This is a genomic window from Isoptericola sp. 178 (assembly GCF_030586525.1).
In the GTDB taxonomy this organism is placed as follows: Bacteria; Actinomycetota; Actinomycetes; order Actinomycetales; family Cellulomonadaceae; genus Isoptericola; species Isoptericola sediminis.
Window position 1 is genome coordinate 145,787 of the sequence record NZ_JAUQYN010000001.1, and the last position, 19,726, is coordinate 165,512.

General features: G+C 71.6%; 14 protein-coding genes. 3 read left to right on the plus strand and 11 right to left on the minus strand.

The window, feature by feature from the left end; translation table 11 throughout:
- Positions 1 to 22: 22 nt before the first annotated feature.
- The 3 genes from Q6349_RS00590 to Q6349_RS00600 form a co-directional block, all read right to left on the minus strand.
- A complete protein-coding gene (locus Q6349_RS00590) occupies positions 23 to 1,636 on the minus strand; it encodes a xylulokinase (RefSeq protein ID WP_304602445.1) in 1,614 nt (537 codons plus the stop codon).
- An 81-nt stretch (positions 1,637 to 1,717) separates the two neighbouring features.
- Positions 1,718 to 2,740, minus strand: coding sequence for a LacI family DNA-binding transcriptional regulator (locus Q6349_RS00595; protein WP_304602446.1), 1,023 nt, complete (start codon positions 2,738 to 2,740; stop codon positions 1,718 to 1,720).
- Between the two features lie 38 nt (positions 2,741 to 2,778).
- Entirely contained in the window at positions 2,779 to 3,360 is a 582-nt protein-coding gene (locus tag Q6349_RS00600) for a GNAT family N-acetyltransferase (RefSeq protein WP_171245467.1), read from the minus strand.
- Between the two features lie 28 nt (positions 3,361 to 3,388).
- Here Q6349_RS00600 and purU point away from each other — a divergent pair, with 28 nt between their 5' ends.
- A complete protein-coding gene (gene purU / locus Q6349_RS00605) occupies positions 3,389 to 4,288 on the plus strand; it encodes a formyltetrahydrofolate deformylase (RefSeq protein ID WP_304602447.1) in 900 nt (299 codons plus the stop codon).
- A 123-nt stretch (positions 4,289 to 4,411) separates the two neighbouring features.
- Here the strand turns inward: purU and Q6349_RS00610 are convergent, their stop codons facing one another.
- Positions 4,412 to 5,293 (minus strand): VOC family protein, encoded by an 882-nt coding sequence (locus tag Q6349_RS00610; RefSeq protein WP_304602448.1) that lies wholly within the window; start codon positions 5,291 to 5,293, stop codon positions 4,412 to 4,414.
- Positions 5,294 to 5,331: 38 nt separating this feature from the next.
- On the minus strand, positions 5,332 to 5,949 hold the full coding sequence (locus tag Q6349_RS00615; protein WP_304602449.1) for an NADPH-dependent F420 reductase: 618 nt from the start codon (positions 5,947 to 5,949) through the stop codon (positions 5,332 to 5,334).
- Between the two features lie 104 nt (positions 5,950 to 6,053).
- On the opposite strand from Q6349_RS00615, the gene Q6349_RS00620 reads away from it, so the two are divergent.
- Entirely contained in the window at positions 6,054 to 6,554 is a 501-nt protein-coding gene (locus Q6349_RS00620) for a MarR family winged helix-turn-helix transcriptional regulator (protein WP_304602450.1), read from the plus strand.
- A 13-nt stretch (positions 6,555 to 6,567) separates the two neighbouring features.
- Here Q6349_RS00620 and Q6349_RS00625 read toward each other — a convergent pair whose 3' ends face one another.
- The 5 genes from Q6349_RS00625 to chvE form a co-directional block, all read right to left on the minus strand.
- Entirely contained in the window at positions 6,568 to 7,314 is a 747-nt protein-coding gene (locus tag Q6349_RS00625) for an ATP-binding cassette domain-containing protein (protein WP_171245462.1), read from the minus strand.
- The gene (locus Q6349_RS00630; RefSeq protein WP_369810811.1) at positions 7,311 to 8,495 is read right to left on the minus strand and encodes an ROK family protein; all 1,185 of its coding nucleotides are present in this window, start codon (positions 8,493 to 8,495) and stop codon (positions 7,311 to 7,313) included. Before Q6349_RS00630 ends, Q6349_RS00625 begins: the two co-directional genes overlap by 4 nt.
- Before the next feature lie 91 nt (positions 8,496 to 8,586).
- Complete coding sequence (gene mmsB / locus Q6349_RS00635) at positions 8,587 to 9,765, minus strand: multiple monosaccharide ABC transporter permease (protein ID WP_304602452.1); 1,179 nt, start codon at positions 9,763 to 9,765, stop codon at positions 8,587 to 8,589.
- Entirely contained in the window at positions 9,762 to 11,321 is a 1,560-nt protein-coding gene (gene mmsA, locus Q6349_RS00640) for a multiple monosaccharide ABC transporter ATP-binding protein (RefSeq protein WP_304602453.1), read from the minus strand. Before mmsA ends, mmsB begins: the two co-directional genes overlap by 4 nt.
- Positions 11,322 to 11,459: 138 nt before the next feature.
- Complete coding sequence (gene chvE / locus Q6349_RS00645) at positions 11,460 to 12,617, minus strand: multiple monosaccharide ABC transporter substrate-binding protein (protein ID WP_304602454.1); 1,158 nt, start codon at positions 12,615 to 12,617, stop codon at positions 11,460 to 11,462.
- Positions 12,618 to 12,924: 307 nt separating this feature from the next.
- Here chvE and Q6349_RS00650 point away from each other — a divergent pair, with 307 nt between their 5' ends.
- Entirely contained in the window at positions 12,925 to 13,728 is an 804-nt protein-coding gene (locus tag Q6349_RS00650; protein WP_304602455.1) for an alpha/beta fold hydrolase, read from the plus strand.
- A gap of 91 nt (positions 13,729 to 13,819) precedes the next feature.
- Here the strand turns inward: Q6349_RS00650 and pulA are convergent, their stop codons facing one another.
- On the minus strand, positions 13,820 to 19,663 hold the full coding sequence (pulA, locus tag Q6349_RS00655) for a pullulanase-type alpha-1,6-glucosidase (protein WP_304602456.1): 5,844 nt from the start codon (positions 19,661 to 19,663) through the stop codon (positions 13,820 to 13,822).
- Between the last annotated feature and the right edge of the window lie 63 nt (positions 19,664 to 19,726).

Here is a 19,726-nt window from a genome sequence, read left to right on the forward strand (position 1 = left end):
TCCCGTTCGGTTCCGGTGGTCGTCAGAGGGCTTCGGTGGCGGCACGTTCGACGGCGAGACCGGCGGAGTACCGCTCGAGGTAGGCCGCGAAGCCGGCGACGTCGTCGGCGTCGGGCCGGGCGACGTCCAGCTCGGCGTCGGCGAAGACGCGGTCGGCGAGGTACCCGTCCAGGGTCAGACCGGGCTCCGCGGCGGCCGCGCGGGTGAAGGCGGCGAGGACCGCGATCCCCCAGGCGCCGCCCTCCGAGGCGGTCCGTCCGACGGCGACGGGCGCGTCGACGGCGGCCGCGAGCAGACGCTGGGCGACGCCGGCCGTCCGGAACATGCCTCCGTGGGCGAACATCGTGTCGACGGCGACGCCCTCGCCGTGCAGCACCTTCATGCCCAGCGCCAGGGTGCCGAAGGCGCCGTAGATCTGGGTGCGCATCAGGTTGGCCAGCGTCAGGCGGCTGTCCGGGGTGCGCACGACGAGCGGACGCCCCTGGTCGAGCCCGGTGATCGGTTCCCCGGCGAGGTAGTTGTAGGCCAGCAGCCCACCGCCGTCGGTCTCGCCGTCGAGAGCGGCCCCGAACAGGGCCTCGAAGACGGCGTCGGCCGGGCTGGGGTGCCCGAGCGCCGTCGCGAACTCGGCGAAGACCCCGGCCCACGCGTCGAGCTCGCTCGCGCCGTTGTTGCAGTGGACCATCGCCACGAGGTCGCCGGCGGGTGTGGTCACCAGGTCCAGCTCGTGGTGGACGCCGGTCAGCGGCTTCTCGAGCACGACCATGGCGAAGATCGAGGTGCCGGCGCTGATGTTGCCCGTGCGCGGCGCGACGGCGTTCGTGGCGACCATCCCGGTGCCGGCGTCGCCCTCGGGCGGGCACAGCACCGGACCGGCCCGCAGCTCGCCGGTGGGATCCAGCAGGGCGGCGCCCTCGGCGGTCAGGTGACCGGCGTCGGCGCCGGCGGGCAGCACCTCGGGCAGCAGACCCTCGACCTGGAGACCGGGCCGTTCGGCGGCGACGAGGTGGCGGAACTGGTCGAGCAGCCGCCGGTCGTAGTCCCGGGTGACCGGGTCGATCGGGAACATGCCGGAGGCGTCACCGACACCGAGGACGTGCCGGCCCGTCAGCATCCGGTGGACGTAGCCGGCGAGCGTGGTGAAGGACGCGATCTGCGGGACGTGCGGCTCGTCGTCGAGGATCGCCTGGTACAGGTGCGCGATCGACCAGCGCAGCGGGATGTTGTGGCCGAACAGGTCGGACAGCTTCGCGGCGGCGGGGCCCGTGCTGGTGTTGCGCCAGGTCCGGAACGGGACGAGCAGCTCGCCGTCCGCGTCGAACGCGAGATAGCCGTGCATCATCGCCGAGACGCCCAGCGCGCCGTACGTGGTGGGGCGCACGCCGTACCGCTGCTCGACGTCCGCCACGAGCGCCGCGTAGGCGTCCTGCAGCCCGGCGTGCACGGCCTCCAGGGAGTAGGTCCACCGCCCGTCGGAGAGCTCGTTCTCCCAGCCGTGCGTCCCGCTGGCCAGCACCTCGTGCTCCGGGCCGACCAGGCACGCCTTGATGTTCGTCGAGCCGAGCTCGATCCCGAGCGTGGTCCGCCCGGCGGTGATGGCGTCCCGGCTGCCGGTCGCCTCGTCGTGCCGCGTCATCCCAGGTTCCTCCTCGCGTGGTCCGCCTATGTTAACGCTCACATCGTGGATGCCCAAACCTCGGCGTCCGGGCACGTCCGGTTACCTCGCCGTCGGCCGCGGCGGCGCCGTCGAGGACCGCACGACCAGCTCCGGCGCGATGCGCCGGGTCGCCACCGTGTCCCCCGCCAGCGAGCCCAGCACCATCGCCACCGCGTGCGCCCCGACCTCGCCGAACGGCTGACGCACCGTCGTCAGCGGCGGCACGAAGTACGCCGCCCCGGCGACGTCGTCGAACCCCACCACCGACACGTCCTCGGGCACCCGCAGGCCGCGTTCCCACACGGCGCGCAGGACGCCGAGGGCGAGCTGGTCGTTCCCCGCGAAGACCGCCGTCGGCCCCTCCCCCGCGGCCACGGCCTCGGCGAGGTCCCGCCCCGCCGCGTAGCCGTCACCGGCGGACCAGGAGCACTCGCGGGGCCGGGCGGGACGCACCCCGTGCGCGTCGAGCGCCTCGCGCCAGCCGGCCAGGCGCTCGCGCGCGTCGAACCAGTCCTGCGGGCCGGCGACGTGCACGACGTCGGCGTGCCCCAGGTCGAGCAGCAGCTCGGTCGCGAGCCGGGCACCGGCCCGTTGGTCCACGGCGACCGACAGGGTGGACGGCCCGGAGGCGTCCGCCGACGACGGTTCCAGGGCCGCCACCAGCACGACGGGGACCGGGGAGCGGAACGACTCGACCGCGGCGGCCACCGCGTCGTGCGGCGCGATGACGACGATCCCGTCGACGCCCTGCGCCATGAAGTGCTCGAGGACCTGGTTGATCGACGCCGTGTCGTAGCTGCGCAACGTGGCGACCGAGACGAAGTAGCCCTGGTCCCGTGCCGCCTCCTCGACCGCGATGAGCGTGCTCGTCGGACCGAACAACGCCGACCCGGTGGTCACCACGCCGAGCGTCGCGGAGCGGGACGTCACCAGGGCCCGGGCGGCGCTGTTGCGGCGGTACCCGAGCTCCTCGATGGCGGCCAGGACCTTGTCACGGGTCGCCTCCCGGACGCTCGGGTGGGCGTTGAGCACGCGGGAGACGGTCTGGTGGGACACCCCCGCGAGCGCCGCGACGTCCGCCATGGACGGCCGGCGCACCGTGCGCGCCGCCGCCGGACCGGTCACGGGCGGTCGGCGGGCGAACCGGCCGGACGCTCGCCGGCGTTACGCGCGTTCACCTCGTGCAGCACCCGGCGCAGGTAGGTGTAGGTGAGCTCACCCGCCGCCTCGTCGTACTGGGCCTCGTAACCGTGCTTGGTGTACATCGCCAGGTTCTGCTGCGAGTCCTTGCCGGTGAAGGCCCAGATCTCGGACACGTCATCGGGCAGGTGGTCGAGGATCGCGAAGAGGAGCGTCGTCCCCAGGCCACGGCCCTGCTGGTCGGGTGCGACCGCCAGCCGCCCCAGGGTGGCCCGGCCGTCCTGCAGCTCGACCCGGATCGAACCCACGAGACGCTCCCCGGTCCAGGCGCCGATCGTGACGACGTCGTCCCGCGCCATGTCCTCGCGCAGCTCGTGCAGGGTCTGCGTCAGCGGCGGGATGTTCGGGTCGCCGTAGACCTGGGCCTCGGAGACGAACGCCGCGCGGCGCAGCGTCAGCAGCTCGCCGGCGTGGGCGTCGTCGACGAGGGCGATGCGGGTCGGCGCCTCCGAACGGGCAGGCACCTCGTCGGGCCGGCCGGACGTGGCGGTGGTGTCGCTCATGGGTCCATCGTGGCAGAACTGGGCGACAATGGCGTGCGTGACCACGCAGCCGACCTCCGCACCTGCCGAGCCCCCCACCGGACCGCCCACCGAGTGGGTGCTGACGCTGTCCTGCCCCGACCGGCCGGGCATCGTCCACGCCGTCAGCGGGATGCTCGCCCAGCACGACGGGAACATCACCGAGTCCCAGCAGTTCGGCGATCCGAGCTCCGGGCTGTTCTTCATGCGCGTCCAGGTCGAGTCCCACGCCTCGCGCGACGAGCTGGAGCCGGCCGTCGCGGACGTCGCGGACCGGTTCGGCATGACCTGGGCCCTGGACGTCGTCGGACGGCCGATGCGCACGCTGGTCATGGTGTCCAAGGCGGCGCACTGCCTGGTCGACCTCCTCTACCGCGAGCGCGACCAGGGGATGCCGATCGACGTCGTCGGCGTGGTGGGGAACCACCCCGACCTGGCGGACATCGCCGACTTCTACGGCAAGCCGTTCCACCACGTGCCGGTCACGTCCGCGACCAAGGCGGAGGCGGAGGACCGGTTGCGGTCCCTGGTGGACGAGCTGGACGTCGAGCTGGTCGTGCTCGCCCGGTACATGCAGATCCTGTCCGACGAGCTGTGCCGCGACCTCAACGGCCGCGTGATCAACATCCACCACTCGTTCCTGCCCTCGTTCAAGGGCGCCCGCCCCTACGCGCAGGCCCACGACCGCGGGGTCAAGCTCATCGGGGCGACGTCCCACTACGTCACCGGCGACCTCGACGAGGGGCCGATCATCGAGCAGGACGTCGAACGGGTCGACCACTCCCGGGCCGTCCGTCAGCTCGTGGCGCTGGGCGAGGACGTCGAGCGGCGCACGCTGGCCCGCGCGGTGCGGTGGCACGCCGAGCACCGCGTGCTCCTCAACGGTCACCGCACCGTCGTCTTCCACTGAGCCGGAGGTCAGGGAGCAGGGGGAAGCAGGGGCACGGTCGCGTTCACGGTCGCTGCGCGACCTGCACTTCGCGATGGACGACCGCGCCCCGGGCTTCCCCCTGCTCCCCGCTCTCGCCGCCGATCAGCCGACCGACACCTCGACGAGCGTGTTCCAGGGGTCGTCGAAGCGCAGGGTCCGGCCGTCGTCGCGCACCGGCACGCGCGCGTGGCGCAGCCGGTCGCGCAGGGCGTCGACGTCGTCCTGGCCGGGGACGGTGAGCGCCACCTGCCCCAGGCCGAGCGACGCGGCCCGCGGCCCCGCCCCGGCGCTGTTCCAGGTGTTCACCGCCAGGTGGTGGTGGTACCCGCCCGCCGCGACGAACAGCGCGCCGGGCAGGTCCGCCATGACCTCGAAGCCGAGGGTGTCGACGTAGAACCGCTGTGCGGTGGGGATGTCGCCGACCTGCAGGTGGACGTGGCCCACCTGGGCACCCTGTCCGGAGGCGCCGGTCAGCGCCGACTCGTCCAGGTGCTGCTGGAGCCAGGCCTGCGGGTCGAACCAGTCCGTCCCCATCGCGACCCGTCCCCCGGACCGCTGCCAGGTGTCCCGCGGCCGGTCCCAGTAGAGCTCGATGCCGTTGTCCTCGGGGTCGGTGAAGTAGAACGCCCGGGAGACCCAGTGGTCGGCGTTCCCCACGAACCGGGACAGCGGGTGCCGGGCGGCGTGCACCACGGCGGCGGCCAGCGCCTCCTCGGTGTCGAACAGGACGGCTGTGTGGAAGAGCCCGGCCTGGTGCCGTGACGTCGCCGGCAGTCCCGGCGTGTGCCGGAGCACGACGACGGGGGTCCGCCCCCGGCCCAGGACGACCCGGTCGGGGGCGCCGAGGTCCGGCAGCTCCACCAGGGCGATCGCCTCGCGGTAGTAGGCGCTCATCGCGGCGAGGTCGCCGACGTGGAGCGTGACGGCTCCCATCGTGGTCTCGGCCGCGAGGAGGTCGTCGGTGCGCGGGGTCGCGGTGTTCATGGGTCGGCTCCTGGGCGGGGTGGACGGGGTGGGACGGGTCAGAGCAGCGCGAACCCGGTGGTCCACGCGGTCTTGTCGCCGGCGGCGAGGGTGAGCTGGAGGAAGCCCAGCGCCTCGAGCTCGCGGGCGCGCTGCAGCGACCCGGCGTCGACGACGCGGATGGCGGACCCGTCGAGGGCGGCGGCGAGGGCGGCCTTGGCGTCGGCGTCGTCACCGGCCACGAGGACGGTGGTGGGCACGTCGCCGACGGTGCCGGTGGCGAGGGTGGCGGCGAAGTTGGTGTTGAACGCCTTGAGCACCGAGGCGCCGGGGACGGCGGCGGCGAGCTCGGCGGCGGCGGACGAGTCCGCGGGCACGACGAGGGCGTCGAAGGTCTCGACGTCGAGCGGGTTGGTGATGTCGACGACGGTGCGCCCGGCGAGCTGGTCGCCGTAGGTGGCGACGACGTCGTCGAGGGCGGGGTACGGCAGGGCGAGCACGACGACGTCACCGGTGAGCGGCTTGCCGAACTCCGCGGCGTCCACGGCGGGGTCGACGGCCTCGGCGGCGGTGACGTCGCGGGCCACGACCTGGACCTCGGAGCCCGCGGCGAGGGCGAGGCCGGCGATCGCGGTGCCCATGTTCCCGGCGCCGATGATGCTGATGCTGCTGGTCATGAGTGTTCCTCCTCGGTGGGGGCGCCCGCCATTTGGTTGACGCTACAACCAAGGTAGGACGGTACAGTTGTCGTGTCAACCAATCAGGACGAGGAGACCTTCCCATGGACGAGGGCGAACCCCCGCGCTGGCTCGACGACGAGCAGATGCGCAGCTGGCTCCGCCTGCAGGCCGTCATCAGCCTGCTACCCGCGCTGCTCGACCAGCAGCTCCGCCGTGACGCCCACCTGACGCACTTCGAGTACCTGACGCTGGCGATGCTGTCCGAGGCCCCGGACCGGTCGCTGCGCATGAGCGACCTCGCCCGGCTCACCAGCGCCACGCTGCCGCGGCTCTCCCACGTCGCGCGCCGGCTCGAGGAGCGCGGCTACCTCACGCGCGGCCCCGCGCCCGACGACCGCCGCGCCACCGTCGCCCGGCTCACCGACGCCGGCTGGGAGAAGGTCGTGGCGAGCGCACCGGGGCACGCCCGCACGGTGCTGGAGAACGTCTACGACGACCTCGAACCCGCCGACGTGCGGTCGTTGACGCGGGTGCTGGACGCGATCCTCGCGCACGTCGACCCGCACGACACGTTCGGGCTCGCCGACCACGAACGCCGCTGAGGCGACCCGGGACTCAGGCCGCCCCGGTGATGGCGGCCAGGATCGACTCGTGCGAGGCGGTGGCGCGGAAGGACCCGTTGTTGCGCCCGTGGCGCAGCACCTCGATGCGGTCGGCGACCGCGCGGACGTCGTTGAGGTTGTGGCTGATGAGGATCACGCCCAGACCCAGGTCGCGCAGCCGCTGGATGTGCGTGAGCACCTCGCCGGTCTGGGCCACCGACAGCGCGGCCGTCGGCTCGTCGAGGACGACGATGCGCGGGTCGCCGATGAGCGTGCGCGCGATCGCCACCGCCTGGCGCTGACCGGCCGAGAGCTGGCGCAGCGTGGTCCGCACCGACGGGATGCGCACGGTGAGCCGCTCGAGCAGGCGCCGCGTCTCGACCTCCATCGCGCCGTCGTGCATCAGCCCGAACCGGTTGCGCTGCTCCCGCCCGAGGAACACGTTCGCCGTGACGTCGAGGTTCTCGCACACCGCCAGGTCCTGGAACACGCTGGCCACGCCGAGCTCGTTGGCCGCCGACGGCGAGGAGATCGTCACCGGCTTGCCGGCGATCTCGATCTGGCCGGCGTCCGGGGACAGCACCCCGGCCACGATCTGCGCCAGGGTCGACTTGCCGGCGCCGTTGTCCCCCACGAGCGCGACGACCTCGTGCGAGTGCACCTCGAGGTCGACGCCCACCAGCGCCTCGACGGCGCCGAAGTACTTGCTCACCTCGTGCAGGGCGAGCAGGGGTGTGCGGTGCGGTGCCGGCGGCCTCATCGTCCAGCCATCTCCTCGTCGGTACGGTCGGGGCGCTCGAACACGTCGGTGTGCTGGAGCGCGAGGGCGACGGCACCCACCAGCTCGGCACGCAGACCCAGCGCGGCGGGCACCACCTCGGGGCCGCCGGCCTGGTTGAGCACCGTGCGGCGTTCGAGCGCCGCACGCAAGGGTGCCAGAAACGTCTCGCCCGTCTCGGCGAGCTCCCCGCCGACGACGACGCCCTGGGGCCCGAGCCCCGTCGCGAGCGCGGCGATGACGGCGCCGACCCGCTCCCCGGCGTCGGCCACGATCTCCCGGCAGCCGGGGTCGTCGTCCCCGGCCAGCCGCACGACGTCGCGCAGGGAGAGGTTGCCGTGGCTGGTCTGCAGCGGTTCGAGCAGCGCGGGCAGCCCCACCACGGTGTTCAGGCAGCCGCGGCTGCCGCACAGGCAGATGCGTCCGGCCGGGTCGACCTGGACGTGGCCGATCTCCCCCGCCGTGCCGTCGACGCCGCGGTGCACCGTCCCGCCGATGACGATCCCGGCCCCGACGCCGTGGGAGACGCTGACGTAGACCATGTCCCGCCACGGGCGCCCGACGCCCATCGTCGACTCGGCGAGCGCCCCGAGGTTGGCGTCGTTGTCGACGAACACCGGGCGGGCCAGCCGCTTCTCCAGCACCTGGGCGATCTGCACGGAGTCCCAGCCGCGCAGCACGCCGCGGACGCTGATCATCCCGGTGGTGGGGTGCACGGGCGCGGGGACCCCGAGCCCGATGCCGAGCAGGTCGTCGAGGGTCGAGCCGACCCGCTCGAGCAGGTCCACGACGAGCAGCGCTGCCCGGTCGAGGCTGGTGTCGGACCGGTGGTCGGCCGGCAGCGGGAGCGTCTGCTCGGCGAGGACCTCGTGGGCGACGTCGGCGAGCGCCACCCGCATCGTGCGGTACCCGACGACGACGCCGGCCACCAGGCCGACGCGGTGCGAGAGCGTGACGAGCTGGGCCCGCCGCCCGGAGCGGACGGTGTTGCGGACCTCGACCACCTCGGAGGCGACGAGCTCCTTGACGATGGTCGAGACGGTGGCGGCGGACAGGCCGGTGGCACCGGCCAGCTCCACCTGGGTCAGGCTGCCGTACTTCTTGACGGCGTCGACCACGCGGGAGCGGTTGGCCTCCCGCAACGACGACTGCGTGCGCGCCATCGACTGCCGTCCCTTCACGACCTGGAGTGTAGAGGGGATGCCGACGGGCGGGTGGGACCTCCCACCCGCCCGTCGGCATCGAGCTCCGGACTCAGCGGGCGGCCGCAGCCCGCTTCTTGTTCCAGATGTCGAAGGCGACCGCCAGCAGCAGCACCAGGCCCTTGACGACCTGCTGCATCGACTGCGGCACACCCATGAGCTGCATGCCGTTGGACATGACCGCCATGATCAGACCACCGATCATGGCGCCGCCGACCCGGCCCACGCCGCCGGTCGTCGAGGCACCGCCGATGAAGCAGGCGGCGATCGCGTCGAGCTCGAACATGTTGCCGGCGCCCGGCTGGGCACCGTTCATGCGCGAGGAGTAGACGATGCCGGCGACCGAGGCCAGCACGCCCATGTTGACGAAGATCCAGAAGTTGATCTTCTTGACGGCGACGCCGGACAGCTCCGCGGCGTGCCGGTTGCCGCCGACGGCGTAGACGTGGCGGCCGAACACCGACTTCTGGGTGACCAGCGTGTAGGCGATGATCAGCACGGACAGGATGATCAGCACGACCGGCAGACCGCGCGAGGACGCGAGCTGGTAGCCGAACCACATGACGACCGCCGCGACGAGCACGAGCTTCAGCACGAACAGCGGCATGGACTCGACCGACTGCTGGTAGGCGATCTTGCCCTGACGGGTCCGCCACTGGGAGACGGCGAAGCCGACGACGGCGATGCCGAAGATCACCAGGGTGAAGACGTCGTACCCGTACCCGCCGAGCAACCCGTTGAGGAACCCGTTGGCGATGTCGTAGTAGGTGCCGCCGAACGGCGACAGCGAGGCGTTGTCGAGCACCAGGAAGGTCAGGCCGCGGAACAGCAGCATGCCCGCCAGGGTCACGATGAAGCCGGGGATGCCGACGTAGGCGACCCAGAAGCCCTGCCAGATGCCGACCATGAGGCCGACGATCAGCGCGGCGAGCACACCGGCCCACCAGGGCATCCCGTTGCGGACGACGACGACCGCCGAGACGGCTCCTGTCAGCGCGACCACCGACCCGACGGACAGGTCGATCTGGCCGGCGACGATGATCATCACCATCCCGATCGCGAGGATCAGGATGTAGGAGTACTGCAGGACGATGTTCGTCAGGTTCGTCGGGGACAGGAAGGCGGGGTGCAGGGCGGCGAACAGCGCGACGATCGCGACGAACGCGATGAGGATGCCGCTCTGGCGCATGTTCCGGGTCAGCGCGTCCCGGACCGAGGCGATGGCGTTCATGAGGTGAGTTCCTTCGTGGGCAGGGGCTGGTCGCGCTCGAGGGTCATGAGCTCCATGAGGCGTTCCTGCGTCGCCTCGGCGACGGGGAGCTCACCGGTGATGCGACCGAAGGCGAGGGTGTACACGCGGTCGCAGATGCCGAGCAGCTCGGGCAGCTCGGAGGAGATGACGACGACCGCCTTCCCCGCCGCGACCATCTTGTTGATGATCGTGTAGATCTCGTACTTCGCACCGACGTCGATGCCGCGGGTCGGCTCGTCGAGGATGAGGACGTCCGGGTCGGTGTAGAGCCACTTGGACAGCACGACCTTCTGCTGGTTGCCGCCCGAGAGCTTGCCGACCTCCGCCACGACGTTGGGGGTCTTGATGTTGAGCGAGTCGCGGTACTCCTCGGCGACCTTCAGCTCCTCGTTGCTGTTGACCCAGCCACCGGGGGCGAGCTTGGACAGGCCGGCGGCGGAGATGTTGTGCCGGATGTCGTCGATGAGGTTGAGACCGTACTGCTTGCGGTCCTCCGTGGCGTAGGCGATGTTGTGCCCGATCGCCTCCGCGACGGTCCGGACCTGGATCCGCTTGCCGTCCTTGTAGACGGAGCCGCGGATGTTGCGTCCCCAGGACCGGCCGAAGATGCTCATGGCCAGCTCGGTGCGGCCGGCGCCCATGAGCCCGGCGATCCCGACGACCTCGCCGGCGCGGACCGTGAACGAGGCATCGGTGATGACCCGGCGCCCGGCCTGAGTGGGGTGGTCGACGTTCCAGTCCTCGACCCGCAGCACCTCGTCGCCGATGTCCGGCGTGCGGTGCGGATAGCGGTTCTCGATGTCGCGTCCCACCATGCCGCGGATGATCCGGTCCTGCGTGGACTCCGTCTCGGACATGTCGATCGTCTCGATCGTCTGCCCGTCGCGGATGATCGTCGTGCGGTCGGCGATCTCCTCGATCTCGTTGAGCTTGTGCGAGATGATGATGCAGGTGATGCCCTCGGCGCGCAGCGCGCGCAGGAGCTCGAGCAGGTGCTCGGAGTCCGTGTCGTTCAGGGCGGCGGTCGGCTCGTCGAGGATGAGCAGGCGCACTTCCTTCGAGAGCGCCTTGGCGATCTCGATGAGCTGCTGCTTGCCGACGCCGAGCTGGCCGATCGGAGTGGTCGGATTCTCGTGCAGGCCGACGCGCTCGAGCAGGGCGGACGCCTGGTGGTTGGCCGCGTTCCAGTCGACCAGGCCGAAGCGTCCCCGGGTCTCGTTGCCGAGGAAGATGTTCTCGGCGACGGACAGGTACGGCACCAGGGCGAGCTCCTGGTGGATGATGACGATGCCCTCGCGCTCGGAGTCCGAGATGGACCCGAACTCGGCCGTGGACCCGTCGAAGACGATCTCGCCGTCGTAGGTGCCGTGCGGGTAGACGCCCGACAGCACCTTCATCAGCGTCGACTTGCCGGCGCCGTTCTCACCGCAGATGGCGTGGATCTCGCCCTGCTCGACGGTGAGGGTGACGTCCGACAGCGCCTTGACGCCGGGAAACTCCTTGGTGATGGAGCGCATCTCCAGGATGGTGCTCATCTACGCTCTCGTCCCTCCTTGGGTGGGGGTACGACCGCGGCGGCTGGCCGGCGGCGGACCCGGGGCGGGCCGTCCGTCGTGGCGGGGTGGCGCACGACGGACGGCCCGGCCGTGATGAGGTGGGTCAGACCCGCGGGATCACTCCGCGGTCTGGCCGGACTCGACCTCGTCCATCGTGTAGTAGCCGGAGTCCACGAGGACCGGCTCGATGTCCTCGGCGAAGACGGTCTCGACCTCCAGCAGGTAGGACGGGACGACCTTCACGCCGTTGTCGTAGGTCTCGGTGTCGTTCGCCTCGGGCTCCTCGCCCTCGACGAAGGACTGCGTCGCGGCCACGGCCTGGTCGGCGAGCTTGCGGGTGTCCTTGAAGATCGTCGAGGACTGGACGCCGTCGTTGATCAGGTTGACGTTGGCGATCTCGGCGTCCTGACCGGTGACGATCGGCAGGCCCTCCTCGATCGTCGGGCCCATGCCCGAGCCCTGCAGGGCGTTGATGATGCCGCGCGAGAGCACGTCCGCCGGGGCGAGCACGCCGTCCAGCTTCTTGTCGTTGCCGGTGTAGGTGGAGGTCAGCAGGTCCTCCATGCGGCTCTGGGCGGTCTCGAGCTCCCAACGCTGCGTGCTGACCTGGCCGAAGTCGGTCTGGCCGGACGGGACCTCGACGACGCCCTCGTCCATCAGCGGCTGCAGGACCGACATCGCACCGTCGAAGAAGAAGTGCGAGTTGTTGTCGTCGGGCGAACCGGCAAAGAGCTCGATGTTGTACGGGCCCTCCTCACCGGTCGGCTCGCCGTTCTCGTCCAGGTAGCCGAGGCCGCGCAGCAGGGCGTTGGCCTGGGCGACGCCGACCGCGAAGTTGTCGAACGTGGTGTAGAAGTCCACGTTCTCGCTGTCGCGGATGAGGCGGTCGTAGGCGATGACCGGGATGTTCGCGGCCGCGGCGGCCTCGAGCTGGCTGGTCAGCGCCGTGCCGTCGATCGAGGCGATGATCAGGACGTCGACGCCCTCGGTGATCATCGAGTCGATCTGCTGGGTCTGGGTGGGGATGTCGTCGTTCGCGAACTGCAGGTCGACGTCGTACCCGAGCTCCTCGAGCCCGGCCTCGACGTTGCCGCCGTCCTGGATCCAGCGCTCGTAGGTCTGCGTCGGCATCGCGACGCCGACCTTGACGTTCTCGTCGCCGTCGCCCGCGGCACCGTCCGTGCCGGAGCCCGCGCCCTCGCCACCGCAGGCGGCCAGGGAGAGCGTCAGCGCCGCACCCGCGGCCACCGCGCCCATCTTGTTGCCGAGTCGCATCCTCGCGCTCCTTCTCGTCGTCGAGGGTCCCGCCGGCGGCGACCTTCACCGCCGGTGCCCACCGAGGGCCGGACCAAGGCCGCCGTCATGACGACCGAGGAACACTCTGCTGAGTTCGGGACTCGAAGTCAACGCTCTGAACGGACAAGATCATCACGATCCGGTTACAGGTGAACGTTAACAACCATCTCTCGGGGCCCGGATTGACCGAAAGAGGAACTTCCTGCGTTTGACTCTCGAACCTATGCGCACCTCGGTCGCCGAGACCGGGGAGCGCAGCAGGCCCCCACGATGCCATGCTCGGAGCATGGACGCGGTCACCGTCTCGGGCCGGCGGATCACCTACCGACGGACGGGCCGAGGCGATCCCCTGGTGCTGCTCCACGGCGGCTTCGGGTTCGACAGCCGGGCGTGGGAGCCGCAGTTCGACGCGCTCGCCGACCGGTTCGATGTCGTCGCCTGGGACGCACCGGGCGCCGGCGGCTCCGACGACCCGCCGGAGGACTTCACGCTCGACGCCTACGCCGACACCCTCGCGGGGTTCGTCGCCGCCCTCGGCCTCGACCGGCCGCACGTCCTCGGGCTCTCGTTCGGCGGCGGGGTGGCGCTCGCCCTGGCGACCCGGCACCCGAAGGTTCCCCGAAGCCTCGTCCTCTGCGGCGCCTACGCCGGCTGGGCCGGGTCGCTCCGGCCGGACGAGGTCGGCCGCCGGCTCCGGCGCGCTGCCGACGACGTCACCCGCGACCCGGACGAGTGGCTGCCGGAGTACCTGCCCGGCCTGCTGACCCCGTCGGCACCGGCCTCTCTGCGGGCGCGGACGCTCGACCTGATGTCCGGCGTCCACCCGCGCGCGAGCCTGACCATGCTCCATGCCATGGCGGCCGCGGACCTGCGCGACGCCCTCGGCGACCTCCGCGTGCCCACGCTCGTGCTGCACGGCGAGCTCGACGTCCGTGCCCCGCTGCCGGTCGCTGCGGCCCTCCACGAGGCGATCCCGGGCTCCCGGCTCGTCGTGCTGCCCGGCGTCGGGCACCTGAGCAACGTCGAGACCCCCGACGCCTTCACCCGGGAGGTGCGGACCTTCTTGGCGGACGCGGGCTCACCGGCGTGAGGACGAGGCGAGGAACGGCGCAGACATGCGCAGGCCGGGAGGCCGACCCTGAGCTCCGCCTCCCGGCCTGCACGTTGCTGTGGACCCCCTGTCAGCCCTGGGGCTCGACCAGCACCGCGACGGTCCGCGCCGGCACCGTCACGCTCCCGGCGTCACCGTCCCAGGAGGTCTCCTGGACGACGGGGTCGACGCCGCCGGCCTGCACCGGCGAGAGCTCGAAGCCCCGTCCGGCGAGGTCGGGCAGGTCGATCGTCGCCGCCTCGGGCGAGGCGTTGAAGACCACGAGTGCCCCGTCGAGCGCCGGGTCGACGTCGGTACCGACCGTGTCGTCGATCGCCATGACGATGACGCCCGGAACGGCGTCCGGACCCGAGCCGGGGAAGGAGACCTTCTCCTGGATGAGCTCGGCCGACCCCAGCCGGAACAGCCGGGTCGACGAGCGCAGCTCCAGCAGCTCCCGCGCCTGCGCGGAGGCCGTGGCGATGTGGTCCGGCGTCGGCTTGAGCGCCGGGTCGGCCAGCAGCGGCGCCATGAGCGGCCACTTCTCCTCGTTGTCCGCGGCCATCGGCAGACCGCGGGCGAACCCGTTGTCCTGACCGGACCAGTCGATGGCGTTGAACCAGTCGCCGGAGTCGTAGGAGTTGCGGTCCAGCGACTTCGAGCGGAGCAGGTCCGTGCCCGCGTGCCAGAACGACGGCGTCTGGGCCAGTGCCGCCGTGCCGAGCGACACGGTGTTCATCCGGACGCGGTCGTCCATCGACGTCGCCTGCGGCAGCTTGAGCGTGAGCAGGTCGAACAGCGTCTCGTTGTCGTGGGCGTCGACGTAGGTCACGACCTCCTCCGGGGACTCGGCGTACCCGGCCGGGGAGCCGCGGTAGTCGAGGTCCTCGCCCCGGGTCATCTCGCCGTCCGAGGTGAGGAACGTGTAGTCCCGCAGGTTGCCGGCCAGACCCAGGCGGACCAGGTCCGTCTGGTGGGCGAGGTCGGCCGCCTCGTCGTCCCCGCCGTCGTTGACCGTGTCGGCTTCGCCCGTGCGGGCCTCGCGCCCGTTCGGGTCGGTGAACAGCCCGGTGCCGAAGCCCTGGGTGAACGTCGACGGACCGTCGACGGGCGACCCGCCGTGCACGGCGTCGCGGAGCCGGTCGCTGAACGTCCCGATCCCCGTGCCGCCGAGCTGGCCCTGCGTGGCCTGCGTGAACAGGGCGTTGTTGGCCACCTCGCCGAAGTTCCAGCCCTCGCCGTACAGGTAGACCGCCGAGCCGTCCACGCCGTCCTCGTCGACCGTCAGCGCGTCGAGCGCCTCGCGGACGGCGAGCATGTTGTCGCGCGAGTGGTGACCCATGAGGTCGAACCGGAACCCGTCGACCTTGTAGTCGCGGGCCCACGTGACGACCGAGTCGACCATGAGCTGCTCGGCCATCGCGTGCTCGGTGGCGACGTTCTGGCAGCAGGTGCTGGTCTCGACGGCACCCGTGGTCGGGTTCAGCCGGTGGTAGTAGCCCGGCACGACCTTGTCCAGCACCGACTTCTCGGCCTGGCCGCTCTGGGCGGTGTGGTTGAACACCTGGTCGAGGACGACCTGGAGCCCGGCCTCGTGCAGCGAGCCCACCATCGTGCGGAACTCGGCCACGCGGGCCCCGCCCTCGCGGTCGACGGCGTACGAGCCCTCCGGCGTCGTGAAGTGGTACGGGTCGTAACCCCAGTTGAAGGCGTCCTGACCCTGCACCTCCGCGACGGCGGCCTGCTGCTTGGTGGAGTCCGGGGCGAAACCGGACAGGTCGCCGGTGGTCTCCTGGTCGGCCGGGTCCTCGGTGATCGAGGCGATGTCGAACGTCGGCAGCAGGTGCACCGTCGTCAGGCCGGCCTCGGCCAGCTCACGCAGGTGCGTCATGCCGTCCGAGCCGGACTCGGCGAAGGCCAGGTAGGAGCCCCGCACCTTCTCGGGGACCGTGGAGTCCTCGACGGAGAAGTCCCGCACGTGCAGCTCGTAGATCGTCTGGTCGACGGGCCGCTCCACGACGGGCTGGGCGCTGGTGCGCCAGACCTTCGGCCGGAACTGCTTGTCGTCCAGGGACACGACCACGGAGTGCGTCGAGTCGGTGGTCAGTGCGACCGAGTACGGGTCGGTGACGACGTTCGTCTCCACCTGACCGGTGCTGGGGACGTACACCTCGACGGCGAACCGGTAGCGCGCGCCGTACCAGGGGTACTCCTTGTCCTCGGCCTTGCCGTCCAGCGTCCACGAACCGTCCGCGGTGCGGGCGGTGTCGAAGCGGTCGGGCTCCTCACCCAGGTCGCGACCCGCGGGCCAGACCAGCAGGTCGACGTCCTTCGCCGTCGGCGCCCAGAGCCCGAACAGGGCCCACTTGAGGTTCGGGTGCACCGTGACGCCGAACGGCCGGCTCGCCGCCTCCTTGGCGTACAGGTCGTCCAGCACACCCGGCACCTGCACGCCGGTGGCGGCCGTGAGGGTGTCGCCGTCGGTGCGGGTCACCAGGAGCTGGCCGGTGAGCAGGTCCTCGACCGTCGCGCGGTCCAGGGCCTCGCCGTCCGACGTCGGCACCAGCGCCGTGTGGTCGGCCAGCGCCGGGAAGTCCTCGGCCACGCCGTCCGGCAGGTCGCCGGGCTCGAGCGTGTAGGAGGCCGCACCCTCGGGCAGCTCGCCGCCGTCGGGTCCGGTCACGGTGGTGCCGCCGTCGTCGCCACCGTCGGGCATGGTGGCCTCGAGGCCGCCCTCGGGGGCGGTCCACAGGGTCCAGGTGTCGCCGGTCCCGAGGTCGCCCGGGGCCAGCAGGAGGTCCTCGCGCACCCAGTGCGCGGCCTGCTGCCCGCTGCCCGCCAGCGGCGGGTTCTCGGTCCCGATGGTGAGCAGGTGCGTCGCGATGTCGTAGGAGAACGTCACGGTGTCACTCTCCCCCACGGAGAAGGAGTAGTTCGCGCCGTTGCGCGCCCCGTCCACGCCGTAGTTCTCGTCCCAGCTCATGCCGTGGGCCACCTTGACCTCGTAGGCACCGCCCGGCAGGGCGTCGGTGGACCAGGTGTAGACGCCGTCGCCGTCCGGGTCCTTGGCCCAGGTCGCGAGGCACTCGGGCTGCCAGTCGCCGGGGCAGCCGGCCTCGTCCTGGTAGGAACCGGGCAGCGTGACGATCGGGCCCTGGGCGGTCGAGGAGAAGTCCTTGCTCACCGGGTCCCAGTAGAAGGTGATCTCGCCGCCGTCGTGGCTGTACGTGGCGTTGGCGCCGTTCTGCTCGCCCCCGGCACCGTAGTTGAGGTCCCACGACCCGTTGATCGCGACCTTGTACTCGTAGTCGCCGGCCGGCAGGTCGAACGTGCCCTCGAACACGCCGTCGGCGCGCTCGGTGAGGCGGGCGTTCTCGCAGTCCGGCGTCCAGTCCCCGGCGCAGCCCATCTCGCTGTTGTGGTTGCCGGGCACCGTCACCATGTCGATGTCGCTCGGAGGCTCCTCCTCGCCGGCGGTACCGGAGACGTCGACACCCACGGAGGCGAACGTCGAGGCCGCGGCACGGTCGCCGTCGGCGTCGACGGTCACCGCGCGGTACTCGACCAGAGTGCCCTCGGGCAGCCCGGCCGTGGTGTGGAAGACCCGCGGGGTCGTGTCCTCGGCGGTGCCGAGCGGCTGCCAGTCGGTGGTACCGACCTCGCGCCACGCGAAGGAGGTCTCCGCCCAGGCGTCGTCGATCGCGGCCCGCACCGGGGCGTCACCGGACACGGCGGCGCCGGCGGCCGGGACCTCAAGGGTGATGTCGCCCGAGGTGTCCGCACCGACCGTACGGTCGGCGACGAGCACGACGGCGGAGGTCGCCGGGACCGTCACCGTGACCTCGCCGGAGGCGTCGGCCGTGACCTCACCGGTCTCCCCGTACAGCGCGCTGTACGTGGCACCCGGGGTGAGGGTGGCGAAGGTGGCCGTGCGCTCCTCGGAGGCGTTGTTCAGCGCCACGAGGTGCTCGACCTTCTCGTCCCGGTCGACGCGGCTGACGGCGTAGATCCCGGCGCCGTCGGCGACGTGACGCTCGATCTGCGCACCCCGCCCCAGCGCCGGCGTGCCGCCGCGCAGCGCCGAGAGGTCGGCGATGAGCGAGTACAGCGGGGCGTCGGTGTCGTACCGGTCCTGGCTGCCGGCGGTCTCGCCGGTGACCAGCTCCTGGTCGGCGTAGGAGTCCACCTGGGTGGCGAACAGCGTCTGGCGGGCGTCCTTGTCACCGCCGGTGCCGGCGAAGCCCTGCTCGTCGCCGTAGTAGACGACGGGCTGTCCCCGCGTGAGGTACATCAGCTCGTGGGCGAGCTCGTCACGTGCCAGCGGGTCGTCGGTGCTGTTCAGCAGGTAGCCGACGCGGCCCATGTCGTGGTTGCCGAGGAAGGTCGGCAGCGCGGCCGCGGAGGTGTCCGGCGTCGTGTAGCGGTCGTCACCGGCGAACATCCCGGCGAGTCCCTTCGCGCTGTTGCCGCTGGCGTAGCTGGTGGCCGAGGCCTGGAAGGCGAAGTCGAGCACGGAGCTCATGTCGGTCTCGCGCACGTACGGCGAGAGCAGCTTCGGGTCGGCGTCGTACACCTCGCCGAACATGAAGAACTCGTCCTTGCCGGCGGCGTGGGCGTAGTCGAGGACCTCGGTGGTCCAGGTGTCCCAGAACTCGCGGTTGACGTGCTTGACGGTGTCGATGCGGAACCCGTCGATGCCGAGGTCGACCCAGTCCTGGTACACCTCGACGAACCCGTTCACCACGGTCGGGTGCTCGGTCATGAGGTCGTCCAGGCCGGCGAAGTCGCCGTAGGTGACGGACTCCCCGCTCCAGGTCGAGTTGCCGCGGTTGTGGTAGAGCGTCGAGTCGTTGAGCCAGGCCGGCACCTTGACCTCGGCGTCGGCGTCGGCGACCACCGGGGTGTAGGGGAACGACGTCGCGGCGTCGAGCTCGGGGAAGTCGCCCGTGCCGGCGTAGTCGGCCGGGTCGAAGGTGTTCCCCGCGGCGTCGGTGTACGGCGAGGTGGCCTGGTCGATGTAGGAGTACTCGCCCTCGGCGTAGTCGATGACGTCGGCCGTGTGGTTGGTGATGATGTCGAAGTACACCTTGATGCCACGGGAGTGGGCGTCGGCGATGAGCGCCTCGAGCTCCGCGTTGGTGCCCAGGTGCGGGTCGATCTGGGTGAAGTCGGTGATCCAGTACCCGTGGTACCCGGCGCTGACGTCGTCGCCGCTGCCCTGGACGGGGCGGTTCTTGAACGACGGCGTGAGCCAGATGGCGGTGGTGCCGAGCCCCTCGATGTAGTCGAGGTTGTCGTGCAGGCCGGCCAGGTCGCCGCCCTGGTAGAAGCCCTTGTTCGTCGGGTCGAACCCGGACACCAGCGGGTCGTCGCCGAGCCCGGCGGTGTCGTTGGAGGTGTCGCCGTTGGCGAACCGGTCGGTCATGACGAAGTAGAACTGCTCGTCGCCGCCGGCCTGCCGCGCGGGCGCCGCGACGACCGCGTCGTCGGTGGCGGCGTCGTACTCGCCCGCGAGGCCGAGCGGGGTCAGCGCGGTCAGGTGCGTGGCGTCGTCGTAGGTGACGCGCAGGCGGGTGTCGCCGCCGAGCACGAGGGGGGCGTTGTCACCGCCGCCGTCGCGCCCGTAGGCCTCGTCCCAGGAGTCGTCGATCGCGACCTTGTACTCGTAGGTGCCGGCGGGGACGTCGAACTCGGCCGCATAGGTGCCGTCGCCGACGGGCGCGAGCTCGGTGGCGTCGCACGCCGGGTCCCAGTCGCCGCCGCAGCCCAGCTCGGACTGCAGGTCACCGACGAGAGCGACGGACCGGTCGGCGGCGCTGGCCGCGGGAACACCCGCGAGCGCCAGCCCGCCGGCCACGGCGGGGACGGCCACGGCGAGCGCCGCCAGCGTGGCGACGGCGCGTCGTGGCGCTGGTGGGCGGGGGGCACGGGCCATGGAGGACTCCTTCGTCGACCGGGCGCGTCGATCGCGACCTGCGGAGGACTGTACCGTTGCTGC

Bases quoted from the DNA above. Each gene is read 5' to 3' on its own strand.
- Q6349_RS00590 (WP_304602445.1), bottom strand. From the start codon at position 1,636: ATGACGCGGCACGACGAGGCGACCGGCAGCCGGGACGCCATCACCGCC.
- Q6349_RS00595 (WP_304602446.1), bottom strand. From the start codon at position 2,740: ATGGCGGACGTCGCGGCGCTCGCGGGGGTGTCCCACCAGACCGTCTCC.
- Q6349_RS00600 (WP_171245467.1), bottom strand. From the start codon at position 3,360: ATGAGCGACACCACCGCCACGTCCGGCCGGCCCGACGAGGTGCCTGCC.
- purU (WP_304602447.1), top strand. From the start codon at position 3,389: ATGGCGTGCGTGACCACGCAGCCGACCTCCGCACCTGCCGAGCCCCCC.
- Q6349_RS00610 (WP_304602448.1), bottom strand. From the start codon at position 5,293: ATGAACACCGCGACCCCGCGCACCGACGACCTCCTCGCGGCCGAGACC.
- Q6349_RS00615 (WP_304602449.1), bottom strand. From the start codon at position 5,949: ATGACCAGCAGCATCAGCATCATCGGCGCCGGGAACATGGGCACCGCG.
- Q6349_RS00620 (WP_304602450.1), top strand. From the start codon at position 6,054: ATGGACGAGGGCGAACCCCCGCGCTGGCTCGACGACGAGCAGATGCGC.
- Q6349_RS00625 (WP_171245462.1), bottom strand. From the start codon at position 7,314: ATGAGGCCGCCGGCACCGCACCGCACACCCCTGCTCGCCCTGCACGAG.
- Q6349_RS00630 (WP_369810811.1), bottom strand. From the start codon at position 8,495: ATGGCGCGCACGCAGTCGTCGTTGCGGGAGGCCAACCGCTCCCGCGTG.
- mmsB (WP_304602452.1), bottom strand. From the start codon at position 9,765: ATGAACGCCATCGCCTCGGTCCGGGACGCGCTGACCCGGAACATGCGC.
- mmsA (WP_304602453.1), bottom strand. From the start codon at position 11,321: ATGAGCACCATCCTGGAGATGCGCTCCATCACCAAGGAGTTTCCCGGC.
- chvE (WP_304602454.1), bottom strand. From the start codon at position 12,617: ATGCGACTCGGCAACAAGATGGGCGCGGTGGCCGCGGGTGCGGCGCTG.
- Q6349_RS00650 (WP_304602455.1), top strand. From the start codon at position 12,925: ATGGACGCGGTCACCGTCTCGGGCCGGCGGATCACCTACCGACGGACG.
- pulA (WP_304602456.1), bottom strand. From the start codon at position 19,663: ATGGCCCGTGCCCCCCGCCCACCAGCGCCACGACGCGCCGTCGCCACG.